General features: G+C 70.2%; 16 protein-coding genes. 8 read left to right on the forward strand and 8 right to left on the reverse strand.

Features of this window, described 5'->3' with window-relative positions; all coding sequences use genetic code 11:
- Window positions 1-3: 3 nt before the first annotated feature.
- Entirely contained in the window at window positions 4-1,038 is a 1,035-nt protein-coding gene (locus EEY80_RS01970) for a hypothetical protein (RefSeq protein WP_126974863.1), read from the forward strand.
- 17 nt (window positions 1,039-1,055) lie between these two features.
- Here the strand turns inward: EEY80_RS01970 and EEY80_RS01975 are convergent, their stop codons facing one another.
- Window positions 1,056-2,444, reverse strand: a complete 1,389-nt coding sequence (locus tag EEY80_RS01975) for an aspartate aminotransferase family protein (RefSeq protein ID WP_126974864.1) — start codon at window positions 2,442-2,444, stop codon at window positions 1,056-1,058.
- Between the two features lie 121 nt (window positions 2,445-2,565).
- Window positions 2,566-3,483 (reverse strand): SMP-30/gluconolactonase/LRE family protein, encoded by a 918-nt coding sequence (locus EEY80_RS01980; protein WP_235829678.1) that lies wholly within the window; start codon window positions 3,481-3,483, stop codon window positions 2,566-2,568.
- 211 nt (window positions 3,484-3,694) lie between these two features.
- Here EEY80_RS01980 and EEY80_RS01985 point away from each other — a divergent pair, with 211 nt between their 5' ends.
- From EEY80_RS01985 to EEY80_RS01995, 3 genes are all read left to right on the forward strand, one after another.
- Entirely contained in the window at window positions 3,695-4,915 is a 1,221-nt protein-coding gene (locus EEY80_RS01985) for an aminopeptidase P family protein (protein WP_126974865.1), read from the forward strand.
- Window positions 4,916-5,045: 130 nt separating this feature from the next.
- Window positions 5,046-7,214 (forward strand): esterase-like activity of phytase family protein, encoded by a 2,169-nt coding sequence (locus EEY80_RS01990; RefSeq protein ID WP_126974866.1) that lies wholly within the window; start codon window positions 5,046-5,048, stop codon window positions 7,212-7,214.
- A 182-nt stretch (window positions 7,215-7,396) separates the two neighbouring features.
- Complete coding sequence (locus tag EEY80_RS01995; protein ID WP_407920711.1) at window positions 7,397-8,314, forward strand: L,D-transpeptidase; 918 nt, start codon at window positions 7,397-7,399, stop codon at window positions 8,312-8,314.
- Between the two features lie 42 nt (window positions 8,315-8,356).
- On the opposite strand, the gene EEY80_RS02000 is transcribed toward EEY80_RS01995, so the two are convergent.
- Genes EEY80_RS02000 through EEY80_RS02015 form a run of 4 tightly spaced genes read right to left on the reverse strand, consistent with a single transcriptional unit; the run spans window position 8,357 to window position 10,831 of the window.
- A complete protein-coding gene (locus EEY80_RS02000) occupies window positions 8,357-8,668 on the reverse strand; it encodes a type II toxin-antitoxin system RelE/ParE family toxin (protein ID WP_126974867.1) in 312 nt (103 codons plus the stop codon).
- A 2-nt stretch (window positions 8,669-8,670) separates the two neighbouring features.
- Window positions 8,671-8,931, reverse strand: a complete 261-nt coding sequence (locus EEY80_RS02005; RefSeq protein WP_126974868.1) for an addiction module antitoxin — start codon at window positions 8,929-8,931, stop codon at window positions 8,671-8,673.
- 54 nt (window positions 8,932-8,985) lie between these two features.
- Window positions 8,986-9,327: a cupin domain-containing protein gene (locus EEY80_RS02010; protein ID WP_126974869.1), complete on the reverse strand. Its 342-nt coding sequence runs from the start codon at window positions 9,325-9,327 to the stop codon at window positions 8,986-8,988.
- 28 nt (window positions 9,328-9,355) lie between these two features.
- Window positions 9,356-10,831 carry an ABC transporter substrate-binding protein gene (locus tag EEY80_RS02015; protein ID WP_126974870.1) on the reverse strand — a complete coding sequence of 492 codons (1,476 nt, stop codon included), beginning with the start codon at window positions 10,829-10,831 and terminating at the stop codon, window positions 9,356-9,358.
- Between the two features lie 169 nt (window positions 10,832-11,000).
- Here EEY80_RS02015 and panB point away from each other — a divergent pair, with 169 nt between their 5' ends.
- On the forward strand, window positions 11,001-11,828 hold the full coding sequence (gene panB / locus EEY80_RS02020; protein ID WP_126974871.1) for a 3-methyl-2-oxobutanoate hydroxymethyltransferase: 828 nt from the start codon (window positions 11,001-11,003) through the stop codon (window positions 11,826-11,828).
- On the forward strand, window positions 11,825-12,676 hold the full coding sequence (gene panC, locus EEY80_RS02025) for a pantoate--beta-alanine ligase (protein WP_126974872.1): 852 nt from the start codon (window positions 11,825-11,827) through the stop codon (window positions 12,674-12,676). The genes panB and panC overlap by 4 nt, the downstream gene beginning before the upstream one ends.
- Window positions 12,677-12,680: 4 nt before the next feature.
- On the opposite strand, the gene EEY80_RS02030 is transcribed toward panC, so the two are convergent.
- Window positions 12,681-13,979 carry an acetylornithine deacetylase/succinyl-diaminopimelate desuccinylase family protein gene (locus tag EEY80_RS02030; protein ID WP_126974873.1) on the reverse strand — a complete coding sequence of 433 codons (1,299 nt, stop codon included), beginning with the start codon at window positions 13,977-13,979 and terminating at the stop codon, window positions 12,681-12,683.
- 133 nt (window positions 13,980-14,112) lie between these two features.
- Between EEY80_RS02030 and EEY80_RS02035 the strand changes: the two genes are divergently transcribed.
- Together EEY80_RS02035 and EEY80_RS02040 are read left to right on the forward strand one after the other, a co-directional pair.
- Entirely contained in the window at window positions 14,113-14,391 is a 279-nt protein-coding gene (locus EEY80_RS02035) for a hypothetical protein (RefSeq protein ID WP_126974874.1), read from the forward strand.
- Window positions 14,392-14,403: 12 nt separating this feature from the next.
- A complete protein-coding gene (locus tag EEY80_RS02040) occupies window positions 14,404-15,081 on the forward strand; it encodes a DUF1523 family protein (protein WP_126974875.1) in 678 nt (225 codons plus the stop codon).
- A 4-nt stretch (window positions 15,082-15,085) separates the two neighbouring features.
- On the opposite strand, the gene EEY80_RS02045 is transcribed toward EEY80_RS02040, so the two are convergent.
- Window positions 15,086-15,487, reverse strand: a complete 402-nt coding sequence (locus EEY80_RS02045; RefSeq protein WP_126974876.1) for a hypothetical protein — start codon at window positions 15,485-15,487, stop codon at window positions 15,086-15,088.
- Window positions 15,488-15,546: the final 59 nt, after the last annotated feature.

The following is a 15,546-nucleotide window of genomic DNA, read 5'->3' on the forward strand; positions in this document are numbered from 1 at the left end:
GCGATGACCGACCGGCAGGAGGACCGCCCGCTGGATGTCGGGATCGGCCTTATCGGGCGGGAAGAGCCCCTGCCCCGCATCTCGGTCGCCGAGGTGACGGCGGCAGTGCTGACGCTGCTGTGGCTGGGTCTGGTGGTGCTGTTCTTCCTCGTCACCGACCGGGTCGCCAATCCCGACCTGCCCGGCACGCTGGCCACCGTCCTCATGCTGGTCGCGATCTTCCTCCCGGTGGGCATGATCTGGGTCGCGGCCACCACCGCGCGCAGCGCCCGCGCGCTCAGGGCCGAGGCGCGGCGCCTGCAGGGCGCGGTCGAGGCAATGCGCACCGCCTATGTCCAGCAAAGCCAGCAGTCCGCGATGGGCCGCCCCTCGGTCGAGCGGAAGCTGGACGAGATCGCGGCGGCACAGCGCCAGACCGAAAGCGCCATCGCCACCTTCGCCTCGCGCCGGGACCACGCGCAATTGCCCGCGCCGGACCGCAAGGCCGCGCTGCCCGCCCCGAAGATGAAGGTGATCGACGAACAGCCGGCGCTGGCGCTCGGCACCCCGGCCGAGGATCTGCGGATGCCGGTGTCGGTGTCCGACTTCATCCTCGCGCTGAACTTCCCCGAAAGCCCCGAGGATCGCGACGGCTTCCGCGCCCTGCGCCGGGCGCTGGAAGACCGGACGATGGCCCGGCTGATCCGCGCCGCGCAGGATGTGCTGACCCTGCTGGCGCAGGACGGCATCTACATGGACGACCTGCGCCCCGACCGCGCCCGGCCCGAGGTCTGGCGCCGCTTTGCCGCGGGCGAGCGGGGCCGGGGCATCGCCGCGCTTGGCGGGGTGCGCGACCGGTCCTCGCTGGCGCTGACGGCGGGACGGATGCGGCAGGACACGGTGTTCCGCGATGCGGCGCATCATTTCCTGCGCCAGTTCGACCGCACCTTTCAGGACTTCGAGCGTTCCGCCACCGATCAGGACGTGGCCGATTTCGCCGAAACGCGCACCGCCCGCGCCTTCATGCTGCTCGGCCGGGTGACGGGCACCTTCGACTGAGGTGCCCGCCCGCCGGGTTACGCCGCCTTCAGCCCTTCGGCCCGCACCCAGTCCAGCGTGCGATCCAGCGCGCGGCCCATCCGGGCGACGATCTCGTCGATGTCGGACTCGGTCACGATCAGCGGCGGGCACAGGGCCAGCGTCTCGCCGATGGCGCGGAAGATCAGGCCCTCGTCCTGCCCGAACAGCGCCGCCTGCGCCGTGACCTTGCCCGCCGGCGCGAAAGAGGCGCGGCTGCCCTTGTCGGCCACCAGTTCCACCCCGGCGATCAGGCCGATGCCGCGCACCTCGCCCACCAGCGGGTGACCGGCAAAGCCGCGCAGCCCGTCCTGCAGCCGCGGCCCCAGCCGGGCGGCGGCGCCGAACAGGTCGCGTTCTTCCATGATCTTCAGGTTTTCCAGCGCCACCGCCGTCGCAACCGGGTGGCCCGAGGCTGTATAGCCATGGCCAAAAGTGCCGATCTTGTGGCTATTGTCGGCGATGACGTCATAGATCGCCTCGCTGAACATCACCGCGGCCAGCGGCATGTAGCTGGAGGTGATCTGCTTCGACAGCGACATGATGTCGGGGGTGAAGCCGAAGGTTTCGCAGCCGAACCGCTGTCCGGTGCGGCCGAAACCGGTGATGACCTCGTCGGCCACCAGCAGGATGTCATGCTTGCGGCAGATCGCCTCGACCCCCTGCCAATAGCCGGCGGGCGGCACCATCACGCCCCCCGCGCCCATCAGCGGCTCGCCGATGAAGGCGGCGATGGTGTCGGCGCCCTCGCGCTCGATGACCGCTTCCAGTTCCGCCAGCAGCCGCGCGGTGAACTCCGCCTCGGTCTCGCCCGGGCCGCCGAAGCGGTAGAAATGCGGGCAGGTCAGGTGGATCACCGGGATCGCCGGCAGGTCGAAGTCGCGGTGGTTGTTGGGCAGGCCGGTCAGGCTCGCCGCCGCCACGGTGACGCCGTGATAGCCCTTGGTGCGGGCGAGGAACTTCTTCTTCTGCGGCAGGCCGCGGGCATTGTTGTAGTACCACACCATCTTGACGACGGTGTCGTTCGCCTCGGAGCCGGAGTTGGTATAGAAGACCCGCGTCATCGGGTCGGGCGTGATCTCGACCAGCTTCTCCGACAGCCGGATCGAGGGTTCATGCGCCTTGGCTGCGAAGGTGTGGTAGAAGGGAAGCTCCCGCATCTGCCGCGTCGCCGCCTCGACCAGCCGCTGCTCGCCGAAGCCGAGCGCCACGGACCACAGCCCCGCCAGCCCCTCGATATATTGCTTGCCCGCCTGGTCCCAGACATGGATGCCATCGCCGCGCGCGATGATCATCGGCCCCTTCTCCTCCAGCATCCGCGCATCGGTATAGGGATGCAGCGCGGTGGCGATGTCGGTGGCGGCGAGCGAATTCGACAGGCTGGTCATGGCGACCGTCTCCTTTCCAACTGTCAGACCTGCCAGCCATAGCAGGCCCGCGCCGGCCCGCGCCATGCCCTGCGCGACGTTTCGCCTGCTGCAATCGCCCGAAAGCGACGCGGGCGGCAGGCTACAGCGTCACCGCGGGTTCCGCCCGCCCGCGCCCGGCGCCCGCCACGGCCTGCACCATCCCGGCGCGCGGCGCGGCGGCGCGGGCGTCGTCATCCATCCCCTCCAGCGCCGTGGTGACGTAGAGCGTCGTCAGACCGGGGCCGCCGAAGGCCGGACAGGTGACGTTCGGCGCGTCAAAGGCCACCGTGCGGACGACCGCGCCCGCCTCGTCGAAGGCCGCGACCCGGCCCCCGCCCCAGAGCGCGCACCAGAACAGCCCATCGGCGTCGATCACCGCGCCGTCCGGGTTCAGCCCCCGGTCCGACAGGTCGAGCCAGGGCCGCGCCGGACCCGCCGGCCAACCCTCGCCGTCCAGCGGCAGGCGCCAGACCCGCTGCCGGGGCGTGTCGGCGTAAAGCGCATGATCCCTCGCAAAGCAGATGGCGTTCGGCGTGGTCAGCCCCTCGACCAGCCGCCGCACTTCGCCCCGGTGCCAGCGCCAGATCGCGCCGCGGTCCCGCGCGCCCTCCTTGTCTGTGGTCGAGATCCAGAACCCGCCCCAGGGATCGGCCCGGCCGTCATTGCTGCGCAGGGCGGGATCCTCGTCCAGCACCGCAAGGGCCGTGGCCGTGCCGCGCCCCAGGTCGAACCGCCACAGCCGCCTTTCGCCGCCCAGGATCAGCGTGTCGTCATCGACCCATCCCGCGGCGGAACAGGTTTCCAGCAGCGCCCAGGCCAGCGGGCCGGTCTCGTCGCGCGACAGCAGCCGCCCCTCGGGGATGTCGAACCAGAACAGCTGCCCCCGGCCGGGATGCCACAGCAGCCCCTCGCCCAGTTCCGAACGGCGGCTGTCGAAGACCTGCGGCGGCCCTGCTTGAGCCCCTGTGTCCGTCGCGGGGTCCATCCCCGTCTCCGTCCCTGCCGATGCGTCAGCCATCCGATCCTCCACCGTTCCGCCCGACGGGCAACGTATCGGCCGCGCTTTCGGTTGCGGGCCTTGCCTCGCCGCGCCGTTCGGGCATGATGCGGAAGGGCCGCGGCGATGGCGTCGCCGCAAGGGGTTCGCCCCGCCGCCCGTCACCGTCCTGAACGCCGGGACCTTTCGGGGTCCGCCGCATCGCGCGACCCCGCAGCACGAGGTCTGACCGATGAACACCCCCGCTTCCGCCCGCCCCGAAAGCTATCGCTTCCACAATGGCGAGAAGGCCGCCCTGCCCTTCGCCGCCGAGGAATATGCCGCCCGGCTGGAGGGTCTGCGCGACATCATGGACCTGCACTCGCTGGACGCGGTGGTGCTGACCTCGATGCACAACGTCGCCTATTACTCGGGCTTTCTCTACTGCTCCTTCGGGCGGCCCTATGCCTGCGTGGTGACGCGCGAGGATTGCGTGACGGTCAGCGCCGGCATCGACGCGGGCCAGCCGTGGCGGCGGTCGGTGGGCGACAACGTCACCTATACCGACTGGGCGCGCGACAATTTCTGGCGCACGGTCGCCGGCGTCGCCGGCACCGGCCGCGCCATCGGCTGCGAGGCCGATCACCTGACGATGGTGCAGGCGGAAAAGCTGAACCACTTCCTGCAGCCGAAGCGCGGCATGGACATCGCCCCCGCGACGATGGCGCAGCGGATGGTGAAGTCCGAGGCCGAGATCGACCTGATCCGCCACGGCGCGCAGGTGGCCGATATCGGCGGCCACGCGATCCGCGAGGCGGTGCGCGTCGACGCGACGGAACTGCAGGTGGCGATGGCCGGGCGCGACGCGATGGAGGCCGAGATCGCCCGCCGCTTCCCGGACGCGGAATACCGCGACACCTGGGTGTGGTGCCAGTCGGGCCCCAACACCGACGGCGCCCACAACCCCGTCACCAACCGCGCGATCCGGTCCGGCGACATCCTCAGCCTCAACTGCTTTCCCATGATCTCGGGCTATTACACCGCGCTGGAACGCACCCTGTTCGCTGGCGCGCCGGACGCGGCGAGCCTGTCCCTCTGGCAGGCCAATGTCGCGGCGCATGAATACGGGATGAGCCTGCTGCGCCCGGGCGTCAGCTGCGCCGAGGTGACGGCGCGGATCAACGACTTCCTCGCCGAACGCGACCTCCTGCGCTACCGGACCTTCGGCTATGGCCACAGCTTCGGCCTCCTGTCGCATTACTACGGGCGCGAGGCGGGGCTGGAACTGCGCGAGGACATCGACACCGTGCTGGAACCGGGAATGGTGATCAGCATGGAGCCGATGCTGACCATCCCCGAGGGCCAGCCCGGCGCAGGCGGATACCGCGAACACGATATCTTGGTCATCGGCGAGGACGGGGCGGAAAACATCACCGGCTATCCCTATGGACCGGAGTTCAACGTGATCGGCTGACGCGCGGCGAAACGGGGGCAAGGCGTCCCGCCGCCTGCCCTAGCGTCATGCAACATTCAGCCGGATGTCACGAAAGCGTTACCCGAGCCGCCGATTGCTCCTGCAACCCAACCTCGGAGGATGCTCGTCCATGTCGATCCGGCTTTCCAGCCTCACCTCGGTGCTCGCGCTCGCCACCGCCTTCCCGGCGGCGGCGGACATGACCTTCAACCGTGTCGCCTCTTTCGCCACGCCGATGAACATGGCCGAGGGCGAGGACCGCATGCGCGCCACCTCGGCCGAGATCATCTCGGCCTCGGAAGACGGGATGACGCTGGTCTATTCCGACAGCCCGCTGGGCGTCGTGGGCCTGATCGACATCACCGATCCGGCCGCGCCCAAAGCCGGCGGCAATATCGAGATGGGCGGTGAGCCGACCACCGCGCAGATCATCGGCAATCATGCCTTCGTGGGCGTGAACACCTCGGAAAGCTACACCGCGCCCTCGGGCAAGCTGGTGACGGTGGACATGACCTCGCACGAGATCCTCGGCGAGTGCGACCTCGGCGGCCAGCCCGACTCGGTCGCGCGGGCGAAGGACGGCAGCTTCATCACCGTCGCGATCGAGAACGAGCGCGACGAGGACGTGAATGACGGCATGATCCCGCAGATGCCCGCGGGCTTCGTGGTCAAGGTGCCGGTCACGGACGGTGTGGCCGATTGCGCCAACCTGCAGCAGATCGACGTGACCGGCCTGGCCGAGGTCGCGGGCGACGACCCGGAACCCGAATATGTGGATGTGAACGAGGCGGGCGAGATCGTCGTCACCCTGCAGGAAAACAACCACATCGTCGTCATCGGCACCGATGGCGCGGTGGCCAGCCACTTCTCGGCCGGCACCGTCGATCTGGACGGCATCGACACCGAGGATGACGGCAAGCTCGACTTCTCGGGCAGCGCGACCGCCGTGCCGCGCGAACCCGATGGCGTGAAGTGGATCGACAACGACCATTTCGCCACCGCCAACGAGGGCGACTATGAAGGCGGCTCGCGCAGCTGGTCGATCTTCAACAAGGACGGCACGCTGGTCTACGAAGATGCGGGCGCGCTGGAAAAGGCCATCGCCGCCATCGGCCACTATCCGGACAAGCGGTCCGACGCCAAGGGCGTGGAGCCGGAATCGATCGACTTCGCCGTGTTCGACGGCACGCCGATGATCTTCGTCGCCACCGAACGCGCCTCGGTCATCGGCGCCTATGACGCGACCGACCCGGCCGCGCCGCAGCTGGTGCAGCTGATCGCCTCGGGCATCAGCCCGGAAGGCATGGTGTCGATCCCCTCGCGCAACCTGCTCGCCACCGCGAACGAGGTCGATCTGGGCGAAGACGGGCTCGCCCGCGCCCATGTGATGATCTACGAACGGGCCGAAGGCGAGGCCGCCTATCCGATGATCACCGCCGAGGGCGCGGACGAGGCCATCGGCTGGGGCGCGCTGTCCGCGCTGGCCGCCGATCCGGAACGGGCCGGCCATCTCTGGGCAGCCTCGGACAGCGCCTATGGCGCGCAGCCGTCGATCTACAGCATCGACGCCACGCAGAAGCCCGCCCGCATCACCGGCAAGATCGTCGTCACCCGTGACGGCCATCCGGCGCAGAAGCTGGACATCGAAGGCATCGCCGCCGATGGCGAAGGCGGCTTCTGGCTGGCTTCGGAAGGCCGCAGCGACCGGCTGATCCCGCATGCGATCTACCACGTCGATGCCGAAGGCGAGATCCAGGACGAGATCGCCCTGCCCGCCGACCTGCTGAAGAACGAGATCCGCTTCGGCTTCGAAGGCATCGCGGTCCAGGGCGATACGCTGTGGATGGCCGTGCAGCGCGAATGGGGCGACGATCCCAAGGGCCAGGTCAAGCTGCTGGCCTACAACACCGACTCCGAGGAATGGGGCGCGGTCGCCTACCCGCTGGAGCCGAAGGGCGAAGGCTGGATGGGCCTGTCCGAGATCACCATCGACGGCGACTGGGTCTATATTGTCGAGCGCGACAACCTGGTCGGCGACGCCGCGGTGGTGAAGAAGATCTTCCGCTTCCCGGCCAGCGAACTGGCGCCGGCGGCGATCGGCTCGGAACTGCCGAAGGTGACGAAGGAAGAGGTCCGCGACCTGATCCCCGACCTGAAGTCGCTGAACGGCTTCGTGCTGGACAAGGTCGAGGGCTTCGCCATCGACGCGGCCGGCGAAGGCTGGGTGGTGACCGACAATGACGGCATCGACGACCACTCGGGCGAGACCCTGTTCTGGTCCATCGGCAACATGCGCTGATCTGTCCGGCAGGACGAAGTCACGAAACGGTGGGGGCCTCCGCGCATCGCGCGGGGGCCTTTTTCCTGCGCCCGCGGTCCAAGGGGTTGACGCCATCGCGCGGCATGCGCTGATAGGACGATGTTTTTTCCCGGCGCAGGCATCCAGCCACTGCCATGGCGCGTTGCGGCGGGGATAATCGCCTGAAAGGAACGCGCGTGATCCTGCTGCCTGCTGCCGCCCCCTCTTTCCGATCCGCCCTCGCCCTGATGTCGCTGGCGCTGCTCGCCGCCTGCGGCGGGGGCGGCGCACCGCAACAGATGGGCCCGTCCGGCCCGCCCCCGCATGTGGTGGCGATGTACCAGACGGTGCAGGACGGCGAGTACACCATCCCCGCCGTCAACCCGGGCTATCTGGTGCCGCAGAACGTGCGCCAGACCGTCAGCTACAACGGCCCGGACCTGCCCGGCACCATCGTGGTCGATCCGCATGCCCGCGTGCTGTACTACGTCGAGGAAGGCGGCATGGCCACGCGCTATGGCATCGCCGTGGGCCGCGAGGGACGGGGCTTCACCGGCGCCGCCGTCATCAGCCGCGAGGCCGAATGGCCGCGCTGGCAGCCGACGGCCAACATGGTCCGCACCGATCCCGAGGTCTATGGCCCCTATCGCAACGGCATCGAAGGCGGGCTCGACAATCCGCTGGGCGCACGCGCGCTCTACCTCTACCGGGGCGGCCGCGACACCTATTACCGCATCCACGGCACCAACAATTCCTCGACCATCGGCCGCGCCACCTCGGCCGGCTGCATCCGCCTGTTCAACCAGGACATCCTCGACCTCTACGACCGCGTGCCGCTCGGCACCCCGGTCAAGGTGCGGACGCTGGAGGAATCCATCGCGCTGGAAGGTCAGATGGTCGAAGGGCCGGACGGGCTGATGATCCCGCTCGCCTCGCTGCCCGCCGATGTGCAGAACGCCATCGCCATGGGCCAGACGCCCTGGCCGCCCTTCGTGGCCGAAAGCTCGATCAGCCCCGCCAACAGCATCGGCAGCGCAGAGGGCCTTGCCGCCGCCGGCCTGAACGACCCGGCAGCGGTGACGGTGGTGCCGATCAACTGATCCCGCGTCCGGCGCGCGCCTCGCCGCGCGCCGGTCCCCGCATCACGGCGGGTCGCGGTCGAAATGGCGCATCTGGTGCATGCGCTCGTGCAGGATCGTCACGATGCCGATGGCCCCGTCCGGCAGCCAACGCCAATAGACGACATGCCGGCGATAGCGGATGTAGAAGCCGTCGACGCCGAACTCGGCCGGAACCGGGCGCGAGGCCACGGTCCGGGCGGCCAGCCGGTCGAAGAGGTCGAACAACCCTTCCAGATAGGTGCGCGCCTGATCCTCGCCCCAGCGATCGCGCGTGTAGCGAAAGATCTCGTCGATCTGTGCCGCGGCCCTGCGCTGGACCCTGACCTGCGGCACGGTCAGCGGGCGTTGCGGGCGACGACCTCTGCCGCGGTCAGCGGCAGGTAATCCGCCTCCTCCGCCGCGAAGGCAAGCCGCAGCTCGGCGCTCAGCCGGGCGAAGGCCTGCCGCTCGCTGTCGTCCCGATCGCGGCGGATCAGGTCGCGGACATATTCGCTGACATTCTCATAAGCGCCGTCCTCGCCCACCTTTTCGGCCACATAGGCACCCAGCACCGGCCCCAGCCGCACGGTCATGGTCGTCATGGCGGACTTCGGCATCGCGCACCTCGCGTATTCGTCCTGAACAATATCGAATACGCGACGTCGGGTCCATCATTCCAGGATCACGAAGTCCTTCAGCGTCGTCTCCACGCATTCCCATGTCCCGGCGAAGCCCGGGTGGATCAGCACGCTGTCCCCGGCGGCCAGTTCCTGCGGCTCTTTCCCGTCCTCGGTCAGGATCGACAGGCCGGACAGGATGTGGATGTATTCCCACTCCGAATAGCTCACGCGCCAGATGCCGGGGGTCGTCTGCCACATCCCGGCATAGAGGCTGCCGTGTTCCTCGTGCAGCCATGTCGTGTGGACCGGATCGCCGGCGATCACGACCGAAGGGTCGGGCCGTTCCACCGTGGGTTCGACACTGTCGCGGTCGAGGCGCAGGAAATGGGTCATCGTCTCTCCGGGGGTCATCGTCTCTGGGTCACGGGGTCCAGCGCACGGCGGACAGGTCGTTGGCCGGGGTCGGCGCGTTCTGCCACAGCCCCTCCAGCCGGGCGTCGGCGACGCCGGTCTTGGCCAGCTGGAACAGATAGGCGTTCACATGATCCCCGGCGATCATGCGCTGCATGTCCTTCAGGATCGCGCTGCGCCCGGCCGAATCGGCGGTGGCGTTCAGCCGGTCGTTCAGCGCGACGAAATCCGGCCGGGCATAGCCGAAGTAGTAATCGGGCCGGGCATAGATGCCGATGTCCATCGGTTCGACATGGGCGACGATGGTCAGGTCGAAGTCGCGGCCCTTGAACACCTGTTCCAGCCATTGCGCCCATTCGAGGTTGGCGATCTCCGTCCGGATGCCGACGGCGCGCAACTCGGCGGCGATGATCTCGCCCCCCCGGCGGGCATAGGCGGGCGGCGGCAGCGCCAGCCGCAGGGTCAGATCCCCGGCCCCCGCCTCGGCCAGCAGCGCGCGCGCCCGGTCGGGATCGTGGGGCGACAGGTCCAGCAGGTCGACATAATCCGGGTTGTGCGGCGCGAAATGGGTGCCGATGGGCGTGCCCTGGCCGAACATCGCGCCCTCGATGATCTCGTCCCGGTTCACCGCCAGCGCGATCGCCTCGCGCACCCGCGGGTCGTCCAGCGGCGGCTTGGCGTTGTTCATGGCAAGGATCGTCTCGCCCTCGGTGGTGCCGACGATCACCTTGAACCGGGGATCGGCCGCCAGTGCCGGCAGGGTTTCCGGCGCGGGATAGATCGGGAAGGCGTCCACGTCGCCCGCCATCAGCGCGGCGAAGGCGGCGGTCGGGTCGGGGATGAAGCGGAAGGTGGCGCGGGTCAGGGCGGGGATCTCGCCCCAGTACTCCGGCCAGGCCGCGAGCGTGACATGATCGCCCTGCACCCAGTCGGCCAGCCGGAACGGCCCGGTGCCCACCGGCGCCGTCGCCGCCTGCGCCGCGGTTTCGGGCGCGAGGATCACCGCATCGCCCCAGGCCATGTTCCAGTCGAAGGCGCCGTTCGGGGCCGACAGCCGCACCACCACCGTCATCGGATCGGGCAGTTCCACCGCCTCGATCCCCGCGAACAGCGCCTTCTGCGCATTGGCGCTGTCCGGCGCGCGGGCGCGGTCGAGGCTGAATTTGACGTCCGCCGCGTCAAAGGCGCTGCCGTCGTGGAAGGTCACGCCGGGCCGCAGGTGGAAGGTCCAGACGCGGCCGTCCTCGCTCGCCTCCCACCGTTCGGCCAGGGCGGGCAGCACCTCGCCCGCCGGGCCAAAGCGTGTCAGCCCTTCGAACAGGTTGCCATAGACCACCTCGTCGATGGCCGCCGCCGCCCCCGCCGTCGGGTCGAGGTTCGGGGGTTCCAGCGCCATGCCCAGAACCAGCGTGTCGGGCGGGGCGGCCAGCGCCGGCAGCGCGGCCAGAACCAGCGGCGCGAGCGTCAGGCGAAGCGGTCGGGTCATCGGCGTCTCCTCGGAAGGCCGGGCCGTCCGATGTGACACCGCGCGACCGCGCGGATCAAGGCCCGATCCCTTCGCCGCTGCAGAAAGCCCTTGGTCCCCGCGGCATCCCCGCCTAGAAACCGCCTCGAGCGGCCCCGGTGCCGCCGGGGAGGCCAAGGGGGGATCCGCCATGAGTGCCAGCACGGAGCGCGCCCGGCGCGCGACGCCGTCCGACATCCGCGCGCGCAAGGGGGGCACGCCGGTCGTCTGCCTGACCGCCTATACCACGCCGATGGCCCGGCTGGTCGATGCCGCCTGCGACGTGGCGCTGGTGGGCGACAGCGTAGGGATGGTGCTGCACGGCCTGCCCTCGACGCTGGGCGTGACGCTGGAGATGATGATCCTGCACGGGCAGGCGGTGGCGCGGGGGCTGGACCGCGCCTGTCTGGTGATCGACATGCCCTTCGGCAGCTATGAGGAAGGGCCGGAACAGGCCTTCCGCCATGCCGCCCGGCTGATGGCCGAAACCGGCGCGCAGGCGGTGAAGCTGGAAGGCGGCCGGCACATGGCGGCGACGGTGGCCTTCCTCGTGGCGCGGGGCATTCCGGTGATGGGCCATGTCGGCCTGACCCCGCAATCGGTTAATGCCTTCGGTGGCTACCGGGTGCAGGGGCGCGGCGCCGATGCCGACCGGGTCGCCGCCGATGCTCGCGCGGTGGCCGAGGCCGGTGCCTTTGCCGTGGTGCTGGAAAAGGTGCCCGCCGCCCTCGCCGACCGGATCACCGCCGAGATCGCGGTGCCCACCATCGGCATCGGCGCCAGCCCCGGCTGCGACGGGCAGGTGCTGGTCGTCGACGACATGCTGGGCCTGTTCGGGGACTTCCGGCCGAAATTCGTCCGCCGCTATGCCGAGCTTGGCGACGGCGCCGCCGCCGCGATCGCCGCCTATGCCGAGGATGTCCGCGCCCGCCGCTTTCCGGGGCCGGAGCATGTCTTCACCGCCGGAGAGGGCGCATGACCCCGCCGATCCTGCGCCGGGTGGCCGATCTGCGCGCCGCGGTCGCGGGCTGGCGGCGGGCGGGCGAGAAGGTCGCACTGGTGCCGACGATGGGCGCGCTGCATGAAGGGCATCTGAGCCTCGTGCGCCGCGCCCGGGCCGAGGCCGCCCGGGTGGTGGTGTCCGTCTTCGTCAACCCCACCCAGTTCAACAACCCCGACGATCTGGCGAAATATCCCCGCACGGAAAAGGCCGATGCCGCGCTGCTGGCACCGCTGTCGGTGGATGCCGTCTTCGCGCCGGCGGCGGAGGAGGTCTATCCGGGCGGCCATGCGACGACGGTGCGGGTGACGGGGGTCAGCGAGCCGCTGGAAGGCGCGCACCGGCCCGGGCATTTCGACGGCGTGGCGACGGTGGTGACAAAGCTCTTCGGGATGGTGCAGCCGGATGTCGCCTGTTTCGGCGAGAAGGACTGGCAGCAGTTGCAGGTGGTGCGGCGGCTGGTCGCCGATCTCGACCTGCCGGTGCGGATCGTCGGCTGCCCCACGGTGCGCGAAACCGACGGTCTGGCGCTGTCGTCGCGCAATGTGCGGCTGTCGGCGGCGGACCGCGCCCGCGCCGCCGCCCTGCCCCACGCGCTGCGGCAGGCGGCCCTGGACGTCGCCGCCGGGGACGACGCCGCCGCCGCGACCGGCCGGCTGCGGGCGGCGCTGGCCGCGGCGGGGTTCGACAGCGTCGATTATGCCGAATGCCGGGATGCGGCCACGCTCGGCCCCGCGCGGCCCGGCGATCCGGCACGTCTGCTGGTCGCGGCTTGGGCGGGGGGCGTGCGCCTGATCGACAACATGGCGGTCCCGCCCGAAGGCTGAGGGCTCAGCCGCCGGGCAGCAGATCGTCCAGCACCAGCGCCATCACCGTGGCGCTGTCGATCATGTCGGCGATGCCGATCCATTCGTCGGGCTGATGGGCAAGGTCCAGCACCCCCGGCCCATAGGCGATGCAGTTCTTCAGCCGCCCGATGCGGTCGATATGCTTCTGGTCATAGGTGCCGGGCGAAACCACGAACCCCGCCTCGGCCCCCAGCACCCGCGCGACCGCCCGCGCCGTCGCCCGCACCACCGGCGCGTCGCGGTCGGTCATCGTCGGCTGCACCTCGAACAGGTCGCGGATTGCATAGTCGAAGCCGGGCCTGCGGGCGCGGACCCGGTCCAGCAGCGCGCGCATCTCGGCCTTCACCTCCTCCACCGCCTCCTCGATCAGGACGCGGCGGTCGATAACGATCCGGCAGCGGTCGGCGACGCAGGGGGCGGGCAGGCCGGTATAGCCGGGTTCGGGTTCCGCCTCGCCGCCATGGATCGAGTTGACGTTGAGCGTCGAGGCCCGCGCGCCCTCGGGGATCACCGGCATCGCGGTGCGCCTGGCGGCGAGCATCGGGTAAAGATGCGTCTCCATCTCCTCCAGCACCGCGCCCATGTGGCGGATGGCGCTGTCGCCGAGGAATGGCATCGAGCCATGGGCGATGCGGCCCTTCGTCTCGATCTCGGCCCACCAGACGCCGCGATGGCCCAGGCAGATGCGGTCCTTGTGCAGCGGTTCGGGGATGATGACGTGCTGCACCCTGTCGGGCGAGAACCGGCCCTGTTCCGCCAGCCAGGCGACGCCGCCGAAGCCGCCCGATTCCTCGTCTGCCGTGGCCGACAGTTCCACCGCCCCGGCAAAACCCGGGCGCAGCGCCACGAAGGCCTCGGCCGCGATCACCGCCGCGGCGATGCCGCCCTTCATGTCGCAGGCGCCGCGGCCGAAGATGCGGCCGCCGGGATGATCCATGTCGATCTCGGCCCCGAAGGGATCGCGTGTCCAGCCATGGCCGACCTCGACCACGTCGTGATGGCCGTTGAAATGCACGCAAGGCCCCGGCCCCGCGCCCTCGATCCGGGCGATCAGGTTCCAGCGGGGATACCGGTCGCTGTCGCCGGGGGCCCCGGTCGCGCGCAACAGCTCGCACCGCCAGCCGCGCGCCGTCAGCCGCGCCGCCAGCATCTCGCAGATCTCGCGATACATCCGGCCCGGCGGGTTCAGCGTCGGGATGCGGATCAGGTCCTGCGTCAGCGCGACCAGATCGTCGCCGCGGGACTCGACCTCGGCGCGGAAGGGAAGGGCGGCATCGTCCATGGGCCAAGGCTAGGCCCGCGCCGCGCGTGGCACAATGGCCGTGGCACAATGCCCCCGCCGCCCGCCCCCGCGGCGATTGCCCGCGCGGGGCCGGGCGGCTAATCCTGAGGCATCCGCTGGCGGAGGGTGCAGGATGCTGGTGCTGTTCCGAAGTCTGGCCGTGATGGCCGTGGTCCTGACGGTGGTCTACTGGCTGGTCTCGGCCTATGCCCGGTCGCTGCGGCGCGAGCGGCTGGAACGGGACTGGGACGAGAATCCGCCCGAGAACGCGACCGGGGCCGACCGCGCCGCCTTCGTCGCGCGGGGGATGGAGGCCTATCGCCACAGCCTGCGGCACCGGCTGATCTGGCTGATCTATGTGCTGCCGCTGGTGGCCACGGCGGCGATCGTCTACACCGTGAACGTCCAGTAACCGGGGGATGGCATGCGCTATGTGAAATGGGGTCTGGCGGCACTGGCGGCGCTGATCGTGGCGCTGTTCCTGCACTATACCCTGCCCCGGCACGACACGGTGCGCATCACCGACACCTACAACCGGCTGACGACGCTGGGGTCGAACCGCATCTTCTATGCCTCGGCCGACAGCGGCACGGGTGCCGCGAGCACCGGCACCGGCGGCGAGACGCGGGACATCCTGTTCATCCAGGCGGTGCGCCCGAACGGCCGCGTCGTGGTCTACCGCAACGAGGATACGGGCTGGGTCTGGCCGCCCTATTTCAAGTATGACAGTTCCAACCTGCAGGCCGAGGCCGCGAACCTGCGGTCGGATGCGGGAAACCCGCAATGGGCGATCGTCACCCGCTATGGCTGGCGCATTCCGTTCCTGTCGGCCTATCCGAACGCGGTGGCGATCCGGGCCGTCGATGGCCCGGTGTCGAGCGGCTTTCCGTGGCTGAACACCGTGATCCTGGTCATGCTGGCGCTGCTGGTCCTGGTGGCGCGGCGGATGTGGCTGCAGTTCCGGGAACGGACGCTGGACCCGATCTTCCGCGGCGCGGGCGACCGCTGGGACCGGGTCGAGGACCGCGCCGATACCGCCCGCCGCGACGCGCGCACCGGCTGGGGCCGGTTCCGCGCCCGGCTGCGGGGGCTGTTCCGCTAGGCGCTCAGGCCGGCCCCGCCACCTCGGGCGCGACGGTCAGGATCGCCTGCCGCCCGGCATAGCGCAGGCCGAACCGGGTCAGGGGCGGCGGCACCATCCGTTCCACCACCTCCTGCGTCACGTCGAAGCCCGCCTCGCGCAGCAGCGCCGCGACCTCGGCGGCGGCGGTCGCGCTGATGTCGCCACCGGCCGCGCCGGGCAGGGGGCCGTCATCCTGCGTCGCCAGTACCCGGATCGTGACGTGATCCACCCCGTTCAGCCGCGACAGGATGAACCGGGTCGAGGCCGCGTCGAGGAACGCCGGCTGCCTGGACCCGCCGGACCGGGCCTCCGCGCCTTCGGACCCGCCTTCGGACCCGTCCGAGGGCGCGGAGGCCCGGTCCGGCTGCCGCATCTTCCACATCATCTGCCGTCCCCCAATTCCGCTCGCGCCCCCGCGCGGCGTCACCCTTCTGCCTAGCAGCC

Origin of the sequence: Frigidibacter oleivorans (genome assembly GCF_003993775.1) — a bacterium.
In the GTDB taxonomy this organism is placed as follows: domain Bacteria; phylum Pseudomonadota; class Alphaproteobacteria; order Rhodobacterales; family Rhodobacteraceae; genus Frigidibacter; species Frigidibacter oleivorans.

Bases quoted from the DNA above. Each gene is read 5' to 3' on its own strand.
- EEY80_RS01990 (WP_126974866.1), top strand. From the start codon at position 5,046: ATGTCGATCCGGCTTTCCAGCCTCACCTCGGTGCTCGCGCTCGCCACC.
- panB (WP_126974871.1), top strand. From the start codon at position 11,001: ATGAGTGCCAGCACGGAGCGCGCCCGGCGCGCGACGCCGTCCGACATC.
- EEY80_RS02035 (WP_126974874.1), top strand. From the start codon at position 14,113: ATGCTGGTGCTGTTCCGAAGTCTGGCCGTGATGGCCGTGGTCCTGACG.
- EEY80_RS02010 (WP_126974869.1), bottom strand. From the start codon at position 9,327: ATGACCCATTTCCTGCGCCTCGACCGCGACAGTGTCGAACCCACGGTG.
- EEY80_RS02045 (WP_126974876.1), bottom strand. From the start codon at position 15,487: ATGATGTGGAAGATGCGGCAGCCGGACCGGGCCTCCGCGCCCTCGGAC.
- EEY80_RS01980 (WP_235829678.1), bottom strand. From the start codon at position 3,483: ATGGCTGACGCATCGGCAGGGACGGAGACGGGGATGGACCCCGCGACG.
- EEY80_RS01970 (WP_126974863.1), top strand. From the start codon at position 4: ATGACCGACCGGCAGGAGGACCGCCCGCTGGATGTCGGGATCGGCCTT.
- EEY80_RS01985 (WP_126974865.1), top strand. From the start codon at position 3,695: ATGAACACCCCCGCTTCCGCCCGCCCCGAAAGCTATCGCTTCCACAAT.
- EEY80_RS02040 (WP_126974875.1), top strand. From the start codon at position 14,404: ATGCGCTATGTGAAATGGGGTCTGGCGGCACTGGCGGCGCTGATCGTG.
- EEY80_RS02005 (WP_126974868.1), bottom strand. From the start codon at position 8,931: ATGCCGAAGTCCGCCATGACGACCATGACCGTGCGGCTGGGGCCGGTG.
- EEY80_RS02030 (WP_126974873.1), bottom strand. From the start codon at position 13,979: ATGGACGATGCCGCCCTTCCCTTCCGCGCCGAGGTCGAGTCCCGCGGC.
- panC (WP_126974872.1), top strand. From the start codon at position 11,825: ATGACCCCGCCGATCCTGCGCCGGGTGGCCGATCTGCGCGCCGCGGTC.
- EEY80_RS01975 (WP_126974864.1), bottom strand. From the start codon at position 2,444: ATGACCAGCCTGTCGAATTCGCTCGCCGCCACCGACATCGCCACCGCG.
- EEY80_RS02015 (WP_126974870.1), bottom strand. From the start codon at position 10,831: ATGACCCGACCGCTTCGCCTGACGCTCGCGCCGCTGGTTCTGGCCGCG.